The organism is Streptomyces sp. NPDC017940, assembly GCF_044328435.1.
Classification (GTDB): Bacteria; Actinomycetota; Actinomycetes; order Streptomycetales; family Streptomycetaceae; genus Streptomyces.
In genome coordinates, this window is sequence record NZ_JBIRHJ010000001.1 from 124,746 (window position 1) to 142,895 (window position 18,150).

Genomic DNA, 18,150 nt, shown 5'->3' on the forward strand with positions numbered 1-18,150 from the left:
CAGCTCCGCCGCGCGGGTACGGTGCAGATAGAGGTGTACGTCCGGGTGCATCGCCAGGCCTCTCAGTCCGTGTGCCGGGTGGGGAGCAAGTGCGTGTGGACGCGGACCGTCGCCGTCTCGGCCGAATCCGTCTCCGGCGCCAACCCCCGGTAGCTCTCCACGAGTTCGTGCAGGCGCGCCTTCAGCTCGGCGGTCTGCTCGGGCGTCAGGGTCAGGGAGAAGTCGCTGATGTCGGAGCTCTCGACCCACTCCGGCGTCCAGTCCTGGCCGGAGGCGATCCAGGTGGTGACCTCGGCGGCGTGCTGGGTCGCGTGCTCGTACATGAACGCGCTGTAGGCGCCGCGGACTTCGGGGTCCGCGTCCCTGCCGAGCTGGTTGTCCACGTACGTACCGTCATAGGTCGCGCGCCACCACCGCTCGCGCCCCTTGCCCCGCCCCGGGTCGTCCTCGGCGAAGCCGTGCTCCGCGAGCTGGCGCAGGTGATAGCTCGTGGCGCCGCTGGATTCGCCCAGGCGCTGGGCGAGTTGGGAGGCGGTCGCGGGGCCGTCCAGGCGCAGCGAGCCGAGCAGGCGCATCCGCAGCGGATGCGCGAGCCCGCGCAGCGAGCGCGGATCGAGATGTATGACCTTGCGGGGCTGTGCCGCCTGCTCCGGCGGCGACTGCGGCTCATCCGTCATGCTCCGCAGCCTACGCGTGCAAAGACTCCGTTGCAACGCTTTCTTTGCAACGGAGTCTTTGCGTAAACCTTCGCCTACTCCTTGACGAACCCCTCCGCCACCATCCAGTCCTTCGCCACCTCGTGCGGATCCTGGCCGTCGACGTCCACCTTCGCGTTCAGGGCCCGCGCCACCTTGTTGTCGAGCTTCCTGGTGACGGGGGCGAGGACGTCCGCGATCTGAGGGTGCTTCCTCAAGGTCTTGGAGTTGATCTCGGGGGCGGCGTTGTAGTTGGGGAAGAAGCTCTTGTCGTCGGCCATGGGTGTCAGGTTCATGGCCTCGATGCGGCCGTCGGTGGTGAAGACCTCGCCGTAGGTGCAACTGCCCTTCCGGGCCTGGGTGTAGATGATCCCGGTGTCCATCTGCGTGATGTTCCCCGCGGGGAGCTTCATGCCGTACTTCTTCTGCATGCCGGGCAGGCCGTCCGCGCGGTTGGCGAACTCGCCCTCGACGCAGACCGTGACCGCCTTCGGGTCGGACTTCGACAGGGCGGCGACGTCGGAGAGCGTCTTCGTGCCGTACTTCTTGGCGTTGGACGCGTTCGTCGCGAGGGCGTAGGTGTTGTTGAGGGAGGCCGGGGGCAGCCAGGTCAGGCCGTTTCCCGCGTCCGCCTCGCGTACGGCGTCCCACTGCTGCCGTGGGTCGGCGATCGGGTCGGAGTTGCCCAGGTAGGTGATCCAGGCGGTGCCCGTGTACTCGTACATGGCGTCCGCGTCCCCGCCCTTGACGGCCTCGCGCGCGCCGATGGAGCCCTGGATGCCCGTCCGGTCCAGGACGTCCGCGCCGGCCGCCTGGAACGCGATGCCCATGATCGCGCCGAGGATCAGCTGTTCGGTGAACTCCTTGGAGGTGACGGTGAGGTCGGCGCCCTCCAGGGGCCTGCCCCTGCCGACGATGCCGGGCTCGACGTCGTCGACCATGGGCGAGCCGCTGGTGAGACCGCACCCGGCCACCGCGAGCAGGACTCCGCCCACGGCCGCGAGCGCCTTCGTACGCGTACGGGTACGGGGATGAGTACGGGTACGGGCGCGGATACGGGCGCCGGTGTCCGTACGCGGTACGAGGCTCATGACCGCACCTCCAGGCCGCGCGGGCTGAGTACCAGTTCCGCCAGGGAGGCCAGCCAGTCCACGAGCAGGGCGAGCACCACCGTCAGGATCGAGCCGAGCATCAGGACCGGCATGCGCTGGTTGGTGATGCCCGTGGTGATCAGGACGCCGAGGCCGCCCCCGCCGCCGAAGGTGGCGAGCGTCGCCGTGCCCACGTTCAGGACGAGCGCGGTGCGCACACCGGCGAGGATCAGGGGCACCGCGAGGGGCAGCTCCACCTTCGCGAGCACGCCCAGCGGGGACATGCCGATGCCGCGCGCCGCCTCCAGGAGCGTGGGGTCGTTGGCGCGCAGGCCCGCGATGGTGTTGGAGAGCACCGGCAGGACGGCGTAGATGACGATGCCCGTCAGGGCCGCCTTCTCGCCGATGCCCAGCCAGATGACCAGCAGGGCGAGCAGGCCGATCGCCGGGGTCGCCTGGCCGGTGTTCGCCAGGGCCATGGCGATCGGCGCGCCCTTGCGGAAGGCGCGGCGGGTCAGCAGGACGCCGAGCGGGATGGCGATGACCAGGACGAAGAACGTGGAGATCACCGTCAGCTCGACGTGCTGGCGCAGGGCCTTGCCGACCTGCCCGTCGGACAGCGCGTTCTCGGAGAGCGGGTCCAGGTCCGCCTGCTCGAACCAGAGCCAGGTGGCGAGCAGCACGGCCACGAGCACGGCGGGCAGGACGGTCACCTTCTGCCAGGTGACACGGCGCGACTGCTGCGCCGCCACCGGCGAGGCAGGTGCCCCCGGTCCGGCCGCGTCCTGGTCGCGCAGGGTGGCGTCCCCGCGCAGGGTGTCGCTCCCGTGCAAGGTGTCGCTCCCGTGCAGGCTGCCGCCGAAGCCGGGGCCCTCGGGGTCGCGGAACCCGGGGTCCCGGGGCTCGGGGTCACGGAACCCGGGGTCCCGGGGCTCGGGGTCGCGGGGCTCCGCCCCGGGCATCGGCGTCACGCCCTCGCCTCCCCGCTGCCGCCCTCCTGCTCGTGCCGCGTCACCTCCGAGCGCTGCCCCTCCAGTTCGTGCTGGTGCTCCAGGGCGTCGAGCCGGTCGGCCTCCAGCATCTCGTGCACGGAGTTCATCAGGGTCTCCATGTCGACGACGCCCAGGTACTCGCCGCGGCGGCCGGTGACGGCGACCCGGCCCGCGCTGTCGGTGAGTACGGCCTCCAGGGCGTCCCGCAGCGTCCCGTCGCGCGTCACCGTGTCGTGCACGAGGGTGCCCGCGCGGGCCAGCGAGCCCCTGGCGCGCATCAGGTCACCGCGGCGCAGCCACTTGTAGGGGCGGCGGCGCCTGTCCAGCAGGAGCAGCTCGTTGGTGCCGCTCGCACGCAGCTTGTCGAAGATCAGCTGGAGCGGGTCGTCCACGGTCACCGTCGGTACGTCGGCCATCTCCACGTCGCGTACACGCGTCAGGTTCAGGCGCTTCAGGGCCGCGCCCGCGCCCACGAACCCGGACACGAAGTCGTCGGCCGGGTTGGTGAGGATCGCCTCGGGGGTGTCGAACTGGGCGATGTGCGAGCGCTCGCGCAGGACGGCGATGCGGTCGCCCAGCTTGATGGCCTCGTCGAAGTCGTGCGTGACGAAGACGATGGTCTTGTGCAGCTCGTGCTGGAGCCGGATCAGCTCGTCCTGGAGGTGGTCGCGGGTGATGGGGTCGACCGCGCCGAACGGTTCGTCCATCAGGAGCACGGGCGGGTCCGCGGCGAGCGCGCGGGCCACGCCCACACGCTGCTGCTGGCCGCCGGAGAGCTGGCGCGGATAGCGGCCGTGGAACTCGCCGGGGTCCAGGCCCACCAGGTCGAGCATCTCCTCCACCCGCGCGGCGACCCGCGCCTTCCGCCAGCCGGTCATCTTCGGTACGAGTGCGATGTTCTGGGCGACGGTCATGTGCGGGAAGAGCCCGGAGGACTGGATGGCGTAGCCCACCTTGCGGCGCAGCTTGACCGGGTCGATGTCGGTGACGTCCTCGCCGTCGATGCGGATGCGGCCGCTCGTCGGCTCGATCAGACGGTTGATCATCTTCAGCGTGGTGGACTTCCCGCAGCCCGAGGGGCCCACGAAGACGACGGTCTCACCGGCCTGGATCTCCATGTTCACGCTGTCCACGGCCGGTTCGGCGCTGCCCGGATAGCGCTTGGTGAGGTGGTCGAGCTCGATCGTCGCACCGGTGGCGGCTGCTGTCTCAGACACGGATACCCCTCGGAATCGTCAGCCGGCCGATCAGGACGTACACGGCGTCGAAGAGCAGCGCGAGCACGACGATCCCGAGCGTGCCCGCGAGCACCTGGTTGAGCGCGTTCTTGCTCCCGAGGGAGGCGATGCCGCGGAAGATCTCGTTGCCGAGCCCGGGCCCCGAGGCGTACGCGGCGATCGCGGCGATGCCCATCAGCATCTGCGTGGAGACCCGGACGCCGGTGAGGATCGGCGGCCAGGCGAGGGGCAGCTCGATCCGCACGAGCCGGTGCAGCCGCGACATCCCGATGCCCTTCGCGGCGTCCACCAGGGTCGGGTCGACCCCGCGCAGGCCGACGATCGCGTTGCGCACGATGGGCAGCAGCCCGTACAGGGTCAGCGCCGTCACGGTCGGCGCGACGCCGAGGCCCACCACCGGGATCAGCAGGCCGATCATGGCGAGGGAGGGAACGGTGAGGATCGTGGACGTCACCGTGGTCGCCAGGTTCCCCGCCCACGCGCTGCGGTACGTCAGCACACCGATGAGCACGCCGACGGCGGTGGCCACCACCATGCACTGGAGGACGGCACTGGCGTGCTGGAGCGCGTCCGCGAGCAGCTGCTGCCGGCGGTTGCCGAGGTACTCCCAGAAGTTCATCCGTGCCGTTCACCTCGCCGAGCTCGCCCGGTCGGCGCCGGGAGCCTACCGGCCCGGGTGCGCCGCGTCGCCGGACGCCTGCTCCACGAGCGGGATGAACCGCAGCGGAACGGGGTTCTCCATGACGATCGCCGTGGAGGCCCGGACGATGCCATCAAAACCCACCACCCTGTCGATCACACGTTGGAGATCGGCGTTCGACCGCGCCACCAGACGGCAGAGCATATCGCCGTGCCCGGTGATGGTGTGCAGCTCCAGGACCTCGGCCACGGTCGCCAAGTGGGCCCGCACGTCGGCGCCCTGACCCTGTTTGATCTCCAGCGTCGCGAACGCCGTGACCGGGTAGCCGAGCGCCGCGGGGTCGACGTCGGGACCGAAGCCGCGGATGACTCCGTTCGACTGAAGGCGGTCCATCCGGGCCTGCACCGTGCCGCGCGCGACGCCGAGGCGCCGGGACGCCTCCAGCACCCCGATCCGCGGCTCCCGCGCGAGCAGCACGATGAGCCTGCCGTCCAGATGATCGATCGCCATGGCGCCTCCCTGATGAGCATCCTGTACAGAACGCCCGTCGACTCTCGCACTCGGATGTGCACATTGCCCAGTGAATACGCGAACTATTGCGCAGCTTGTGGATCGGCGGGAGCCTCGACCCATGACTCAGACCACACACACCACCCCCGACACCGCGCGTGAGGCCGACCCCTTCCCGGTCAAGGGAATGGACGCGGTCGTCTTCGCCGTGGGCAACGCCAAGCAGGCCGCGCACTACTACTCCACGGCGTTCGGCATGAAGCTCGTGGCCTACTCCGGACCGGAGAACGGCAGCCGTGAGACGGCCAGTTACGTCCTGACCAACGGTGGTGCGCGCTTCGTCTTCACCTCCGTCATCAAGGCGTCGAGCGACTGGGGCACCTTCCTCGCCGACCACGTCACCGCGCACGGCGACGGCGTGGTCGACCTCGCCATCGAGGTGCCGGACGCGCGGGCCGCGTACGCGTACGCCGTCGAGCACGGCGCCCGCGGCATCGAGGAGCCCCACGAGGTCAAGGACGAGAACGGCACCGTCGTGCTCGCCGCCATCGCCACGTACGGCAAGACGCGGCACACGCTGGTGGACCGCTCCGGGTACACCGGGCCCTACCTGCCCGGCTACGTCACCGCGGAACCCATGGTCGAGCCGCCCGCCAAGCGCACCTTCCAGGCCATCGACCACTGCGTGGGCAACGTCGAGCTCGGCAAGATGAACGAGTGGGTGGGCTTCTACAACAAGGTCATGGGCTTCACGAACATGAAGGAGTTCGTGGGGGACGACATCGCCACCGAGTACTCGGCGCTGATGTCCAAGGTCGTGGCCGACGGCACGCTCAAGGTCAAGTTTCCGATCAACGAGCCCGCCATCGCGAAGAAGAAGTCGCAGATCGACGAGTACCTGGAGTTCTACGGCGGCGCGGGCGTCCAGCACATCGCGCTCGCCACGAACGACATCGTCTCGACGGTGCGGGCCATGCGGGCCGGCGGTGTGCAGTTCCTCGACACCCCCGACTCCTACTACGACACCCTCGGCGAGTGGGCCGGCGAGACCCGGGTGCCCGTGGAGACCCTGCGCGAGCTGAAGATCCTCGTCGACCGCGACGAGGACGGCTATCTGCTCCAGATCTTCACCAAGCCGGTCCAGGACCGGCCCACCGTCTTCTTCGAGATGATCGAGCGCCACGGCTCGATGGGCTTCGGCAAGGGCAACTTCAAGGCGCTGTTCGAGGCGATCGAGCGGGAGCAGGAGAAGCGCGGGAACCTGTAGCCGGTGGGCAGCGGGGTACACGGCCCGCCGCTACCGCGGCGGGTTCTCCCACCCGCCCACCCGTAATTCCGTCGTCCCCGGTGGGCAGCTGGGTGGACGTTCCCGCCGCTGCCGCGGCGGGTTTCTCCCACCCGCCCACCCTTTCCGCCGCCGCTGTGGGCAATCGTCCCGCAGGGCGGGACGGGTGGGCACAGCCCCGGCCCACGGTGCGGATCTGTGGGCGCTCAGCCGTCCGACGTACGGGACCCGGGCTTCGGTGACGGCAGCGGAGCGGGGACCTCGCCGGGCGGGGCGTACACCTGCGAGGGCCCGCCCCCGACCGGCTCCCCCAGGGCACGGAGTGCCTTGCGCACCGCGGGCACCCCGAGCGGCGAGAAGTAGGGATTGATCCGCAGCGCCTCGCCCAGATGCCGCCGCGCGGCCCCGTACCGCTCCAGGGACCGCTCGATCTCCCCCCGGTGGTAGAAGAACACCGCACTGCGCGGCCCCTTCTTCACCGCGGCCTCCACGTGCTTGAGCCCCGCCTCCGAGTCCCCGGCCCGATGCAGCGCCCACCCGAGGGCATCCGCGTTCTCCGGGCTCCCGTGCCGCTTGAACTCCGCGGTGAGCCGCCGCACCGCCGACTCCGGGTCCCCGTGGTCCGCCTCGAACCGGCCGAGCACCCGCTCGTCGTTCACCCCGCCGAGCGCCGCCTGCTTCACCCGCGTCCGCAGCAGGTCGTACTGCGCGCGGGCGGCGGGCCGCAGCTTCAGGAACTCGTACAGCTCGCCGAGCTCCAGGGCGTACTCGGGCGCGGGCTGCCGGGCGAGCGCGCCCTGGTAGGCGCGCAGCGCCTCCGACGTGCGGCCGAGCGCCGCGAGGGCCCGCCCCTTCCCGGCCAGGGAGGGGTGGTGGTCGGGGTCGGCCGAAAGGGCCGCCTCGTAGTGCCGCAGCGCCTCGGCGGGCTCACCACGCTCCCAGGACAGCTCCCCGACCTGGTACAGGCAGACCGCGCGCTCCGCCGGGCCCTTCGCGAGCGCGGCCGCGTCCGTGAGCGCCGCCGCCGCGTCCTCGCGCCAGCCCCGGTCCCTGAACACCGTCCCCGTCCGCACCCGCACCGCCGCCCCCGAGCGCAGCTTGCGCACCTGTTCGAGGGCGCGCGCGACGCCCTTGGTGTCCCCGAGCCCCCGGTAGGCGTCGAGGAGGGCCGCGTGCGCCGTCCACCGCCTCGGGGCGAGCCGCACCGCCCGCTCGCCCCACTTCTTCGCGGCCCGGTAGTCGTGCCGGGCGTTGCCGAGGGCGGCCAGACCGGTGAGGGCCTGCACGTTCCCCTCGGGCCTCGCCTTCAGGGACGTGCGCAGCGCGCGCTCGGCCTTCGGGTAGTACCCGGAGTCGGCGGTCCTGAGGCCCCGCTCCACATAGGCGGAGCCGAGCACCGACCACGACTCGTCGTCCGCGGGGTACGCCCGCAGATGGGCCTCGCGCTCACCGATGAGCACCGCGAGATCGGAGAGCGCGGCCGGCGTCCCCGCCCCCACCGCCGCCATCGCCCGCCCGGAGGGACCGAGCGCGGGCGGCTTGACCTCCTCGCCCCGCCCCTGGACGAGCAGGACACCGCCGAGCACGGCGCAGCCCACCAGCGTGCCGGCGACGGCACCCCGCAGCGCGGGGGAGCGCAGCGGCCCCGGCAGCCCCGGCAGGGCCGCCCGGGACCTCCGCGAGCCCCTCGGGCCCCGCGAGGTCCGCGAGTGCCGGGGGATCCGTACGTCGGAACTCAGAACCGCCCGCCTGTCCGACGGTCCTGGCGGGGGTGGCGCGGCGGACGCGTCCTGCGGGGTCTCCTCGGTCTCCATGACGTTCACTGTGCGTCAATACGAAGAGCACATCCCGGCACACGAACGGCGTCGCACACGGGTTCACACCGATGGCCCCGAGTGCGAGGCTGTGATCATGAGCAGTGGCACGCACAGCACGTCCGACGCCTCCGCCGAAGGACCCGGTCTGATCGAGCGCCTGCGCGCCGGTCTCCCCGCGGACGCCGTCCTCACCGACCCCGACGTCACCTCGTCGTACGCGCACGACATGGCGAGTTTCTGCGCCGCGGGCACCCCGGCCGTCGTCGTCCTGCCGCGCACCGTGGAGCAGGTCCAGCACGTGCTGCGCACGGCCACCGCGCTGCGCGTCCCCGTCGTCCCGCAGGGCGCGCGCACGGGCCTGTCGGGGGCGGCGAACGCCACCGACGGCTGCATCGTCCTCTCACTCGTCAAGATGGACCGCATCCTGGAGATCAGCCCCGTCGACCGGATCGCCGTCGTCGAGCCCGGCGTCGTCAACGCGGCGCTCTCGCGCGCGGTCGGCGAGCACGGTCTGACCTATCCGCCGGACCCGTCGAGCTGGGAGATGTGCACCATCGGCGGCAACATCGGCACGGGGTCCGGCGGTCTGTGCTGCGTGAAGTACGGGGTGACGGCCGAGTACGTCATCGGACTCGACGTCGTCCTCGCCGACGGACGGCTCCTGAGCACCGGCAGGCGCACCGCCAAGGGCGTCGCCGGATACGACCTGACGCGTCTCTTCGTCGGCTCGGAGGGCAGCCTCGGCGTCGTCGTGCGCGCCGTCCTCGCGCTGAAGCCCCAGCCGCCCGGGCAGCTGGTCCTCGCGGCCGAGTTCGGTTCCGCCGCCGCGGCCTGCGACGCCGTCTGCCGGATCATGGAGGCCGGACATGTGCCCTCGCTCCTCGAGCTGATGGACCGTACGACCGTCAGGGCCGTCAACGCACTCGCCCACATGGGCCTGCCCGAGACCACCGAGGCCCTGCTCCTCGCCGCCTTCGACACCCCCGACGCGGCGGCCTCTCTCGCCGCCGTCGGCGCCCTGTGCGAGGCGGCGGGCGCGACCCAGGTCGTCCCCGCGGAGGACGCGGCCGAGTCCGAACTCCTGCTCCAGGCACGGCGTATGTCCCTGACCGCCCTCGAAGCGGTCAAGGGCACGACGATGATCGACGACGTCTGCGTGCCGCGCTCACGCCTCGGCGACATGCTCGAAGGCGTCGAGCGCGTCGCCGACAAGTACGGCCTGACGATCGGGGTCTGCGCCCACGCGGGCGACGGCAACACCCACCCCACCGTCTGCTTCGACGCGGCGGACCCCGACGAGTCGCGGCGCGCCCGCGAGTCCTTCGACGAGATCATGGCGCTCGGCCTCGAACTCGGCGGCACCATCACCGGTGAGCACGGTGTCGGCGTCCTGAAGAAGGAGTGGCTCGCGCGTGAGCTGGGGCCGGTGGGCGTGGAGATGCAGCGCGCCGTCAAGGCCGCCTTCGACCCGCACCACCTCCTCAACCCCGGCAAGCTCTTCTGACTCCCGCGCCCGGACCCGCGCCGCCCTCGCGGAGCCAGTCGCCCGCCGTGGGGGTCGCCCGATCGCGGGTCGCGGTTCACTCGCCTCCTTCGTTCGACTCGTCGCTCGGCCACGGGTCGCGCAGCCACAGCTCGTCGGCGCGGCCGGTGGTGGGGGCGAGCAGCTCGGCGAGGCCGTCGTCGATGCCGAGCCGCTCGGCCTCAGAGCCCGGAGGGACCACCCGCAGGGTGCGCTCCAGCCAGGCGGAGACCGCGGGTGCCGGGGCCTCCAGGAGGGCGTCGCCGTCCGGTGAACTGAGCGCCATCAGGATCACGGACCGGCCGTCGACCTTCGTCGGCCACACCCGCACATCGCCGTGGCCGCAGGGCCTGAACACCCCCTCCACCAGGAGCTCACGGGCGAACGTCCAGTTCACCGGAGTCTCGGAGCCGATGTGAAAGGCGATGTGGACGGCGTAGGGGTCGTCGGTCCTGTAGGTGAGTCGGGCCGGGACGGGGATCGCCCGTTCCGGCGAGAGGACGAGTTTGAGCTCGAGCTCGCGTTCCACCACGGTGTGCATCTCGGATGCGCTTCCCTTCTCGCTGTAGCGGGTCCTCGGACGGGCCCGCAGTGAGTGAGAGCGCCTGGACCGCGGGGCATTACGCGGGTTCGGGGAAGTTTTTTCGGCACCGGGTGCCGGACGGCCGCGTGGGACGGGGAGGAACCGTGCACGGAAGGGGGCGGAGCTGCGGGAGCGGCCCGACGGGACAGGCAGGTCTGATAGATGTGGAGCCTCACAAGACCCCCGAGCAGATACGGGACGACGGACATGAGCGCCCCAACCCCGGCCCCCGGCGACGACAGGCCCCGCGAAGGCTATTACCCCGATCCGTCCATTCCGGGATATGTCCGGTACTGGAACGGTGCGTCCTGGGTGCCGGGAACGAGCCGGCCCGCGCCGTCCGACGGTGAACCTCTGCCCGCGCCTCCGCAGTCGGCGTCCCCGCAGCAGGCGCACGGGACGCCCGCGGCGGTGGAGGAGACGGGCCCGGTGTTCTTCGACGAGGAGCCGGGCGGGGTGACGCAGACGACGGGACCCGCGACGGGCGAGTACAGCGTGGCCGTCCCCGGGAGCCCCGGGGACGCACAGCACGGGAGCAGGCCCGAGCCCGCGACGGCCTGGCAGGCGGACTCCGCGCGGCAGGCCGGTCTCGGCGGGGAGCAGGACCAGCGGGTGTCGTGGGGCTCGCCGGGGCGGCCCGACCCCCGGGTGTCCGGCACCGGGGCGGCGGCGGACGGCGGGGGCGCGGCGGACGCGGCCGACGGCGGCGCGCCGCGCGTACCGGCGCAGCAGCAACCCGGTGCGCGGCAGGAGCCGGAGCACCCGGCGCAGGCTCCGGCGCCCGGTGACCGCAAGGACCGCACGGAGGCCGAGGGCCCCGGCACGGTGACGATCCGCGCCGTCAAGCCCGGCGTACCGGCCCCCACCGCCGGCGAGGGCACGGTGACCTTCCGCAGGCCGACGGGTCCGGTGCGGCCCGCGGGGCCCGGGGCACCGGGGGCCGACGGCGGCACGGACGGCACCCTGTCAATCAGGGCCCTGCGGCCCAAGTCCGCCCCTTCGGGGGCTGCTTCCGGGACGGGCACCGCGGGCACGGGTGCCCCCGGGTCGGCGCGATCTGCGAGCCCTCAAACGGGTCCACAGGCGAGCCCGCAGCGAACCGTGCCTCCCCAGCCCGTGCCGCAGCAGTCAGGACCGGCGCAGGCAGGACCCGCGCAGGCAGGACCGGCGCAGTCAGAACCCGCGCAGGCAGGACCCCCGCACTCCGTTCCCCCGCAGGCGGGACCGCCCGCGGGGCAAGCGGGTGCCGCCGGTGCCCCCGGGGCGGCCGCCTCCCCGCTGACGTCGGGCTCCGGGGGAGGTGCGGCGTCCTGGGCGCAGCAGGTGCACCAGCTCGCGCGGCAGCCGTCCGCGCAGGGGCTCTCGGCACCGCGGGACGAGGGTCCCGTGCTGCCGTGGAAGCCGGTGGCCGCCGATCCCTTCGCGGCGGTGGCGCAGGCCCAGGCGTCGGCGCGGCCCGCGGCGCTCGGCAGGCGGTTCGCCGCCTGGCTCATCGACACGGTCGTCCTGGCCGCCGTCACCGCGGGCGCGGCACTGCCGCTCGGCATGCGCGCGGCGGACCACATCGACAGCAAGATCGACGCGGCGAAGCTGTCGGGCGAGAAGGTCACGGTGTGGCTGCTCGACGGGACCACGGCCGGCTACCTGGGGATCGTGCTCGGGGTGCTGCTGCTCTTCGGGGTCCTGTACGAGGCGCTGCCCACGGCCAAGTGGGGCCGCACCCTCGGCAAGAGGGTGTGCGGGATCGAGGTGCGGGACATCGCGGAGCACGCGGCGCCGTCGTTCGGCGCGGCGCTGCGGCGGTGGCTCGTGTACAGCGTGCCGGGCGTGCTGCTGATCGGGATCGTCGGCATGGTGTGGTGCGTGTTCGACCGCCCGTGGCGCCAGTGCTGGCACGACAAGGCGGCCGGGACGTTCGTGGCGGGCTGATCCGTACTCCGTACGGCCTGAACAGGCGACCCCGGCCCCCGGACAGATAACCCGGACAGCCGTCCGTCGGATGCGGCACCCCCCGGTTCGGGATGCACTCACTCCATGAGCACCGAACCGCCGCAGTACCCCGGCCCCCCGGACCCCGAGGACAACGACCCCTTCAGGAAGCAGCCGCCCCCACCGCCGGGAGGCCCCCCGCCCCCGGGCGGAGGAGGCCCGTACGGAGGAAGCCCGTACGGAGGCGACCCCTACGGGGGCGGATACGGCGGCCAGGACCCCCTGGCCGGGATGCCCCCGCTCGCGGACAGCGGCAAACGCGTCCTCGCCCGCATCATCGACATGGTGCTCGTCGGCATCGTCGTATGGCTTCTGACGCTGCTGTTCGGCACGAACGAGTACGACCTCGACCCGGACGAGGCCGAAGCGGGTAAGTCGTTCGGCCAGTCGCTTCTGGCCGCGGTGCTCTACATGGCGTACGACAGCTTCCTCATCTCCAGGACCGGCCAGACGCTGGGAAAGAAGTGGCTGGGCCTGCGGGTGGCGAACCTCAACGACGGGGCGACGCCGACCCTGCCGACGGCGCTCGTGCGCTCCGCGGTCCTGTGGCTGCCGTTCGCGTTCTGCTGCGCGTGCATCTGGACGGCGATCTGCGGCGGCTGGAGCTTCTTCGACAAGCCGTACCGGCAGGGCCTGCACGACAAGGCCGCCAAGACCGTGGTGGTCAGCGTGCGGTGAGCCCGCGCGGCCGGTGCGGGAACCCGGGCCCGGCACGGGCCGGGCCGCGGGCATGCGTACGGCCCGGCGCTGCGGCGGCGCCGGGCGGTACGGCGTACGGCGGGTTCGTGGCGGCCGTCACGTGCGAGGCACGTACGGCGTCACGGACCCGCCGGTTCGCGTACGGGGCGGGCCGGACGGGTCGGTCGTGACGGGTGGGCCGCGGGGTCGACGGTGAGCACGGTGCGCTGCACCGGAATTCGATCCTCCGTGGCCGTGGCCGTGGCCGTGGCTGTGGCCGCGGGCTCCGCGACCGGCTCCGGGGCCCGTTGAGGCAGGGGTACCGTCAGCGCCACGAGCAGCCCGAGGCCGAGCGCGGCGAAGGTGATGACCGCGATACCCGGCGTCGAACTCGCCTGGGAGAGCAACAGCATGGCGAGAGCGCTACAGACGACGGTCACGGTTCCGTAGGTGAGCTGTGCGACGGTCGGACGAGGCATGGGGCGAGACATGGCGTGATCCGTCCTCGGGACAGCGGATGCGGGGGAGAGATCCAGACGAAGCGGACGTATAAGAAACAAAGGGTGCTCAAAGGTGACGACTTGGAAGCCTCGCCGAGTACCTATGCGCACCGTCGAATTGACTCTATTCGCCTGCATGCCCGACGGGAACGAGCGGTAAGCGTGACCTGACGCACGGTGCCGGAGCACAGGGGGCGCACCGATTCATGCGTCCCGCCAACTGGACGGTGCGACGCGCCCGTTGGCGGAGACGCCGACCGGCCCGGGTGCGCCTCCGGGGTGCGGTGAGCGGCGTCCGGATATCGGACGCGTGGGCGCGTATAAGGCACTTGGCCTGTTCAAGTCAAGGACTGTCTTTTCTCCGCTCTCTCCGGTCGAATGTCGTCACTTGTGACGCGCATTTCGCGCGCGGACCTCTCTCCGACCGGGAAGTTTCGGTCCGTGAACGCGGGCGCGGGGGAGGACAACATCAAGTGACAGTCAAGAGACGGACGTATCGAGCGGCCGCGGCTGCGGTGGCTCTCGCGGCGGCGACCGCGACGTTCTCGGCGTACGGAGTGGCCGCTGCCGACGACGGCGGGAGCGCCGCCAGGGCGTCCGCGTCGGACAAGGCGCCCACCGTCGACCGCCGCGATCCGGCGGACGCCAAGGCCCATGTCGACCACGACCTCGAGGGGCCGTTCAGCAAGCAGCAGGCGCAGCAGCGCAAGGCCGCCCTCGAGCAGGTCGTCGCGGGCGACGCCAAGGTCCACAAGCGCGACGGGTCGAACGTCGTGAAGCTCGACGACAAGAAGTACGTCGAGCTGGGCCGGGAGAAGACCGACAAGATCTTCACGATCCTGGTCGAGTTCGGGAACAAGGTGGACGACACCACCCTGTACGACCCGGACGGCCCCGAAGGACCCGAGCAGCCGGTCAAGAAGTACGGCGGCAAGCCGGGCCCCGCGCACAACAAGATAGCCAAGCCGGACCGTGCGAAGGACAACAGCACGGCCTGGCAGGCGGACTACAACCAGAAGCACTTCAAGGACCTGTACTTCGGCAAGGGCAAGGGCAAGGACAGCAACGGCAAGCCCAAGCACTCGCTGAAGACCTACTACGAGAAGACCTCATCCGGCCGCTACTCGGTCGACGGCACGGTCTCGGACTGGGTCAAGGTCGACTACAACGAGGCCCGCTACGGCTCCAACTACTGCGGCGACTCCAACTGCGCCAACGTCTGGGACGCGGTGCGCGACGGCACGGCGGCCTGGGTCAAGGACCAGAAGGCCAAGGGCCGCACGGACGCGCAGATCAAGGCGGACCTCGCCAAGTACGACCTGTGGGACCGCTACGACTTCGACGGCGACGGCGACTTCAACGAGCCCGACGGGTACATCGACCACTTCCAGATCGTGCACGCGGGCGAGGACGAGTCCGCGGGCGGCGGCGCCGAGGGCGAGAACGCCCTGTGGGCGCACCGCTGGTACGCGTACGGCAACGACGCGGGCAAGACGGGTCCTGCGGACAACAAGTCCGGCGGCACCCAGATCGGCGACTCGGGCATCTGGGTCGGCGACTACACGATGCAGCCGGAGAACGGCGGCCTCGGCGTCTTCGCCCACGAGTACGGCCACGACCTGGGCCTGCCCGACCTGTACGACACCACGGGCAAGGCCGAGAACTCCGTCGGCTTCTGGTCGCTGATGTCGGCGGGCTCCTGGCTCGGCACCGCCAAGAACGCCATCGGTGACCTGCCCGGCGACATGACCGCCTGGGACAAGTTCCAGCTGGGCTGGCTCGACTACGCCAAGGCGAAGGCCGCGACGACCTCCGAGCACAAGCTCGGCGTGGCGGAGTACAACACCCGGCACCGCCAGGCGCTCCTGGTCGACCTGCCCAAGAAGGCGGTCACCACCACCATCGTGAAGCCCGCCGCGGGCGCCAAGCAGTGGTGGAGCGACCAGGGCGACGACCTGAAGAACACCCTCACCCGCTCCCTGGACCTCACCGGCAGGTCCAAGGCCGAGCTGTCCCTCAAGGGCTGGTGGGACATCGAGGCCAACTACGACTACCTCTACACCGAGGTGTCCACCGACGGCGGCGCCAACTGGACGCCCGTCGACGGCAAGGCCGACGGCAAGCAGATCACCCGGGACGCGGGCGACAAGCCGGCCCTGACCGGCGCCTCGACGAAGTACCAGAGCCTGGTCTTCCCGCTCGACGCCTACGCCGGCAAGAAGATCGACCTCCGCTTCCGCTACGCCACCGACGGCGGCACCGCGGGCAAGGGCTTCGCCGCCGACGCCCTCACGGTGACCGCGGACGGCACCAAGCTGTTCGAGGACGGCGCCGAGGGCGACGACAACGGCTGGCGCGCGAAGGGCTTCTCGCGCATCGGCGAGTCCTTCACCAAGAAGTACGAGCAGTACTACCTCGCCGAGAACCGCCAGTACGTGAGCTACGACAAGACGCTGGAGAAGGGCCCGTACAACTTCGGCTTCTCCGCCTCGCGTCCCGACTGGGTCGAGCACTACCCGTACCAGACCGGTCTGATGATCTGGCAGTGGGACACCTCCCAGAAGGACAACAACGTCAGCCAGCACCCGGGCAAGGGTCTGATCCTGCCGGTCGACGCCCACGCCAAGCCGATGAAGTGGAAGGACGGCACGCTCCTGCGGAACAAGATCCAGCCGTTCGACGCCCCCTTCTCGAAGTACGCGACGGACGCGTTCACGCTGCACAACGCGGACGTGGCGCTCAAGATCAAGTCCAAGAAGGGCGTCCCGGTCTTCGACGACCGCAAGGGCACCTACTGGTACGCGGAGAACCCCACGGGAAGTGTCAAGGTCACTGACACCAACACTCGGATCGAGATCGTCAAGCAGCCCAAGGACGGCTCGACGATCACGGTCGAGGTGGGCCGCTCCTCGAAGTAATTTGCGTCATCGCAGGTCATAGACCTGTTTTCAGCCGATCGGCCGTCGCCCCCTAGCGGGCGGCGGCCGATCGTGTTTAGGTGCGTCCTGTGGTTCTCTTATTGACACGACGTCTCACGGGGGTGTGACAGAGCATGGCCGCAGGAGGTTTCTGCAAGCTGCCGAACGGCACCGTGGTGGTGGCACTGACCCTGCCGGGACCATCGCCGGACGCCACCGGGAAGGTCCGTGTGCTGGTGCACGCGGTGAACCGGGCGCGGGCCCTGACCAGGCTGCGCAACCTCGGTCTGCGGGCGGTCTACCTGCGCGGCAACGCGCGCCCGCCCACGCCGGACGAGGTCACCGCGGTGCTGCACCACCCGGACGGCCTCATATGGCGCACGGAGGCCACCGCGGCCGGAGAGCTGTGGCATCCCATCCGCGCGCTGCTCGGGCGCCGCGCGGCCGCGTAGGGCACCTGCCGGGGCCCGCCACCGTCCCCGCAGGGCGAGGACGGCGGGGGCGAGCGTTCCCGTACCGGTGGTCGCGCCCTCTCACCTGGGGGTGATGGCGATGCCCTCGGGCTCGTTCCCCGCGGGCAGGGTCGCCCGTACCTTCTGCGTCGTCGCACTGACCACCGAGACGGTGTCCGAGCCCTCGTTGGTGACCCAGACCCGGCTGCCGCCGGGGCTGAGCGCCACGCCCTGGGGCGTCTTGCCCACGGGCACGCGGCCGAGGACCCGGCCGGTCGAGGTGTCGATGATCAGCAGCGCGTCGTCCCCGGAGTCGGCGGCGTACAGGCGGAGCCCGTCGGGGCTGACCCCGAGGCCGAGCGGCCCCTTGCCGACCGCCCAGGTGGCGGCCACCGCACGGGTGTCGGTGTCGATGACCGAGACGGTGCCGGAGCCCGTGTTGGCGACGTAGACCCTGTCGCCCTTCACGGTGCCGGCGATCCCGCTGGGGAAGTCACCCACCGGGATGCGGGCCAGCGGGCGGTTCTCCCCGGACAGCACGGTGACATCGTTGGTGCCGCTGTTGCTGACGTAGGCGATGTCGCCGGGCAGGGTGGCCACGCTGTGCGGGAGTTCCCCCACGGGGACGGTCGCGGTGACCTTGCGGGTGGCGGCGTCGATGACCGACACGGTGTCGCTGCCCCAGTTCGCGGTGTAGATCCGGTTCCCGTCCCGGCTCGGGGTGGCCGAGAACGGGTACGAGCCGACCGGGACGGTCGCCACGACCTTGTGGCCGGTGGTCTCGATGAAGGAGACGGTGCTGGACGGGCCGTTCGCCACGTAGACGGTGGAGCCGTCGGGAGCCGCGCCCACACCGGTGGGGCCGTTGCCGACTTCCGTGGACGTGACGGGCCGCTCCAGGCGCACGTCGAAGGAGCGGACGGTTCCGGTACCGCTGCTCGCCACGTAGGCGATGATGCGCATCGGGAAGCCGCCGCCCGGCGCGCCCTTCGCGCCCTTTTCCGCGGCCGGGGGCGCGGGCGCCCCGGGCGAGGCCGCGACCGGGGCGCACGCCATGGCCGCGAAGGCGGCACCGACCGCCAGTCTGGAACGCACGCGGCGGGTGTGCGCGGCGAGGGTGCGCCGGGGGCCGGGGATTCGGCCGGGCAGGACGGAGCGCGGCATGGCATCACCTCTGGTGCTGGCGTTCGAAAATGCCTGGACAGACACATACGTTCAAACGCCGGACAGGTGGTTGGCG

Annotated in this window: 16 protein-coding genes; 6 read left to right on the forward strand and 10 right to left on the reverse strand. The window is 71.4% G+C overall.

The features are described from left to right. Nucleotides 1-62: 62 nt before the first annotated feature. From ACH4DX_RS00470 to ACH4DX_RS00495, 6 genes are all read right to left on the reverse strand, one after another. Nucleotides 63-677, reverse strand: a complete 615-nt coding sequence (locus tag ACH4DX_RS00470; protein ID WP_398116444.1) for an ArsR/SmtB family transcription factor — start codon at nt 675-677, stop codon at nt 63-65. Nucleotides 678-751: 74 nt separating this feature from the next. Further along, on the reverse strand, nt 752-1,636 hold the full coding sequence (locus ACH4DX_RS00475) for a glycine betaine ABC transporter substrate-binding protein (RefSeq protein WP_398154142.1): 885 nt from the start codon (nt 1,634-1,636) through the stop codon (nt 752-754). A gap of 146 nt (nt 1,637-1,782) precedes the next feature. Further along, a complete protein-coding gene (locus tag ACH4DX_RS00480) occupies nt 1,783-2,748 on the reverse strand; it encodes an ABC transporter permease (RefSeq protein ID WP_398154143.1) in 966 nt (321 codons plus the stop codon). Nucleotides 2,749-2,753: 5 nt separating this feature from the next. After that, entirely contained in the window at nt 2,754-3,995 is a 1,242-nt protein-coding gene (locus ACH4DX_RS00485) for an ABC transporter ATP-binding protein (RefSeq protein WP_398153462.1), read from the reverse strand. Continuing rightward, nucleotides 3,988-4,635, reverse strand: coding sequence for an ABC transporter permease (locus ACH4DX_RS00490; protein ID WP_398153463.1), 648 nt, complete (start codon nt 4,633-4,635; stop codon nt 3,988-3,990). The genes ACH4DX_RS00485 and ACH4DX_RS00490 overlap by 8 nt, the downstream gene beginning before the upstream one ends. A gap of 45 nt (nt 4,636-4,680) precedes the next feature. Next, complete coding sequence (locus tag ACH4DX_RS00495; protein ID WP_398116451.1) at nt 4,681-5,166, reverse strand: Lrp/AsnC family transcriptional regulator; 486 nt, start codon at nt 5,164-5,166, stop codon at nt 4,681-4,683. Between the two features lie 121 nt (nt 5,167-5,287). Here ACH4DX_RS00495 and hppD point away from each other — a divergent pair, with 121 nt between their 5' ends. After that, the gene (gene hppD, locus ACH4DX_RS00500) at nt 5,288-6,433 is read left to right on the forward strand and encodes a 4-hydroxyphenylpyruvate dioxygenase (RefSeq protein ID WP_398116453.1); all 1,146 of its coding nucleotides are present in this window, start codon (nt 5,288-5,290) and stop codon (nt 6,431-6,433) included. A gap of 224 nt (nt 6,434-6,657) precedes the next feature. Here the strand turns inward: hppD and ACH4DX_RS00505 are convergent, their stop codons facing one another. Further along, entirely contained in the window at nt 6,658-8,265 is a 1,608-nt protein-coding gene (locus ACH4DX_RS00505; protein ID WP_398153464.1) for a tetratricopeptide repeat protein, read from the reverse strand. Between the two features lie 97 nt (nt 8,266-8,362). Between ACH4DX_RS00505 and ACH4DX_RS00510 the strand changes: the two genes are divergently transcribed. Beyond that, nucleotides 8,363-9,772 (forward strand): FAD-binding oxidoreductase, encoded by a 1,410-nt coding sequence (locus ACH4DX_RS00510; RefSeq protein WP_398153465.1) that lies wholly within the window; start codon nt 8,363-8,365, stop codon nt 9,770-9,772. Nucleotides 9,773-9,848: 76 nt separating this feature from the next. Here ACH4DX_RS00510 and ACH4DX_RS00515 read toward each other — a convergent pair whose 3' ends face one another. Then, the gene (locus ACH4DX_RS00515) at nt 9,849-10,331 is read right to left on the reverse strand and encodes an SsgA family sporulation/cell division regulator (protein ID WP_398116459.1); all 483 of its coding nucleotides are present in this window, start codon (nt 10,329-10,331) and stop codon (nt 9,849-9,851) included. Nucleotides 10,332-10,580: 249 nt separating this feature from the next. Between ACH4DX_RS00515 and ACH4DX_RS00520 the strand changes: the two genes are divergently transcribed. Together ACH4DX_RS00520 and ACH4DX_RS00525 are read left to right on the forward strand one after the other, a co-directional pair. Beyond that, on the forward strand, nt 10,581-12,302 hold the full coding sequence (locus tag ACH4DX_RS00520) for an RDD family protein (protein ID WP_398153466.1): 1,722 nt from the start codon (nt 10,581-10,583) through the stop codon (nt 12,300-12,302). Between the two features lie 105 nt (nt 12,303-12,407). Further along, nucleotides 12,408-13,040: an RDD family protein gene (locus ACH4DX_RS00525; protein ID WP_398153467.1), complete on the forward strand. Its 633-nt coding sequence runs from the start codon at nt 12,408-12,410 to the stop codon at nt 13,038-13,040. A 140-nt stretch (nt 13,041-13,180) separates the two neighbouring features. On the opposite strand, the gene ACH4DX_RS00530 is transcribed toward ACH4DX_RS00525, so the two are convergent. Next, nucleotides 13,181-13,519: a hypothetical protein gene (locus tag ACH4DX_RS00530; protein ID WP_398153468.1), complete on the reverse strand. Its 339-nt coding sequence runs from the start codon at nt 13,517-13,519 to the stop codon at nt 13,181-13,183. A gap of 494 nt (nt 13,520-14,013) precedes the next feature. On the opposite strand from ACH4DX_RS00530, the gene ACH4DX_RS00535 reads away from it, so the two are divergent. Continuing rightward, nucleotides 14,014-16,458, forward strand: coding sequence for an immune inhibitor A domain-containing protein (locus tag ACH4DX_RS00535; RefSeq protein ID WP_398153469.1), 2,445 nt, complete (start codon nt 14,014-14,016; stop codon nt 16,456-16,458). A 134-nt stretch (nt 16,459-16,592) separates the two neighbouring features. Further along, on the forward strand, nt 16,593-16,910 hold the full coding sequence (locus tag ACH4DX_RS00540; protein WP_398116468.1) for a hypothetical protein: 318 nt from the start codon (nt 16,593-16,595) through the stop codon (nt 16,908-16,910). An 81-nt stretch (nt 16,911-16,991) separates the two neighbouring features. On the opposite strand, the gene ACH4DX_RS00545 is transcribed toward ACH4DX_RS00540, so the two are convergent. Then, on the reverse strand, nt 16,992-18,074 hold the full coding sequence (locus tag ACH4DX_RS00545; protein ID WP_398153470.1) for a YncE family protein: 1,083 nt from the start codon (nt 18,072-18,074) through the stop codon (nt 16,992-16,994). Nucleotides 18,075-18,150 lie beyond the last annotated feature (76 nt).

Coding starts and splice junctions, on each gene's coding strand:
- ACH4DX_RS00545 (WP_398153470.1), bottom strand. CDS start 18,074: ATGCCGCGCTCCGTCCTGCCCGGCCGAATCCCCGGCCCCCGGCGCACC.
- ACH4DX_RS00495 (WP_398116451.1), bottom strand. CDS start 5,166: ATGGCGATCGATCATCTGGACGGCAGGCTCATCGTGCTGCTCGCGCGG.
- ACH4DX_RS00540 (WP_398116468.1), top strand. CDS start 16,593: ATGGCCGCAGGAGGTTTCTGCAAGCTGCCGAACGGCACCGTGGTGGTG.
- ACH4DX_RS00480 (WP_398154143.1), bottom strand. CDS start 2,748: ATGCCCGGGGCGGAGCCCCGCGACCCCGAGCCCCGGGACCCCGGGTTC.
- ACH4DX_RS00510 (WP_398153465.1), top strand. CDS start 8,363: ATGAGCAGTGGCACGCACAGCACGTCCGACGCCTCCGCCGAAGGACCC.
- ACH4DX_RS00475 (WP_398154142.1), bottom strand. CDS start 1,636: ATGGTCGACGACGTCGAGCCCGGCATCGTCGGCAGGGGCAGGCCCCTG.
- hppD (WP_398116453.1), top strand. CDS start 5,288: ATGACTCAGACCACACACACCACCCCCGACACCGCGCGTGAGGCCGAC.
- ACH4DX_RS00525 (WP_398153467.1), top strand. CDS start 12,408: ATGAGCACCGAACCGCCGCAGTACCCCGGCCCCCCGGACCCCGAGGAC.
- ACH4DX_RS00505 (WP_398153464.1), bottom strand. CDS start 8,265: ATGGAGACCGAGGAGACCCCGCAGGACGCGTCCGCCGCGCCACCCCCG.
- ACH4DX_RS00520 (WP_398153466.1), top strand. CDS start 10,581: ATGAGCGCCCCAACCCCGGCCCCCGGCGACGACAGGCCCCGCGAAGGC.
- ACH4DX_RS00490 (WP_398153463.1), bottom strand. CDS start 4,635: ATGAACTTCTGGGAGTACCTCGGCAACCGCCGGCAGCAGCTGCTCGCG.
- ACH4DX_RS00470 (WP_398116444.1), bottom strand. CDS start 677: ATGACGGATGAGCCGCAGTCGCCGCCGGAGCAGGCGGCACAGCCCCGC.
- ACH4DX_RS00515 (WP_398116459.1), bottom strand. CDS start 10,331: ATGCACACCGTGGTGGAACGCGAGCTCGAGCTCAAACTCGTCCTCTCG.
- ACH4DX_RS00530 (WP_398153468.1), bottom strand. CDS start 13,519: ATGCCTCGTCCGACCGTCGCACAGCTCACCTACGGAACCGTGACCGTC.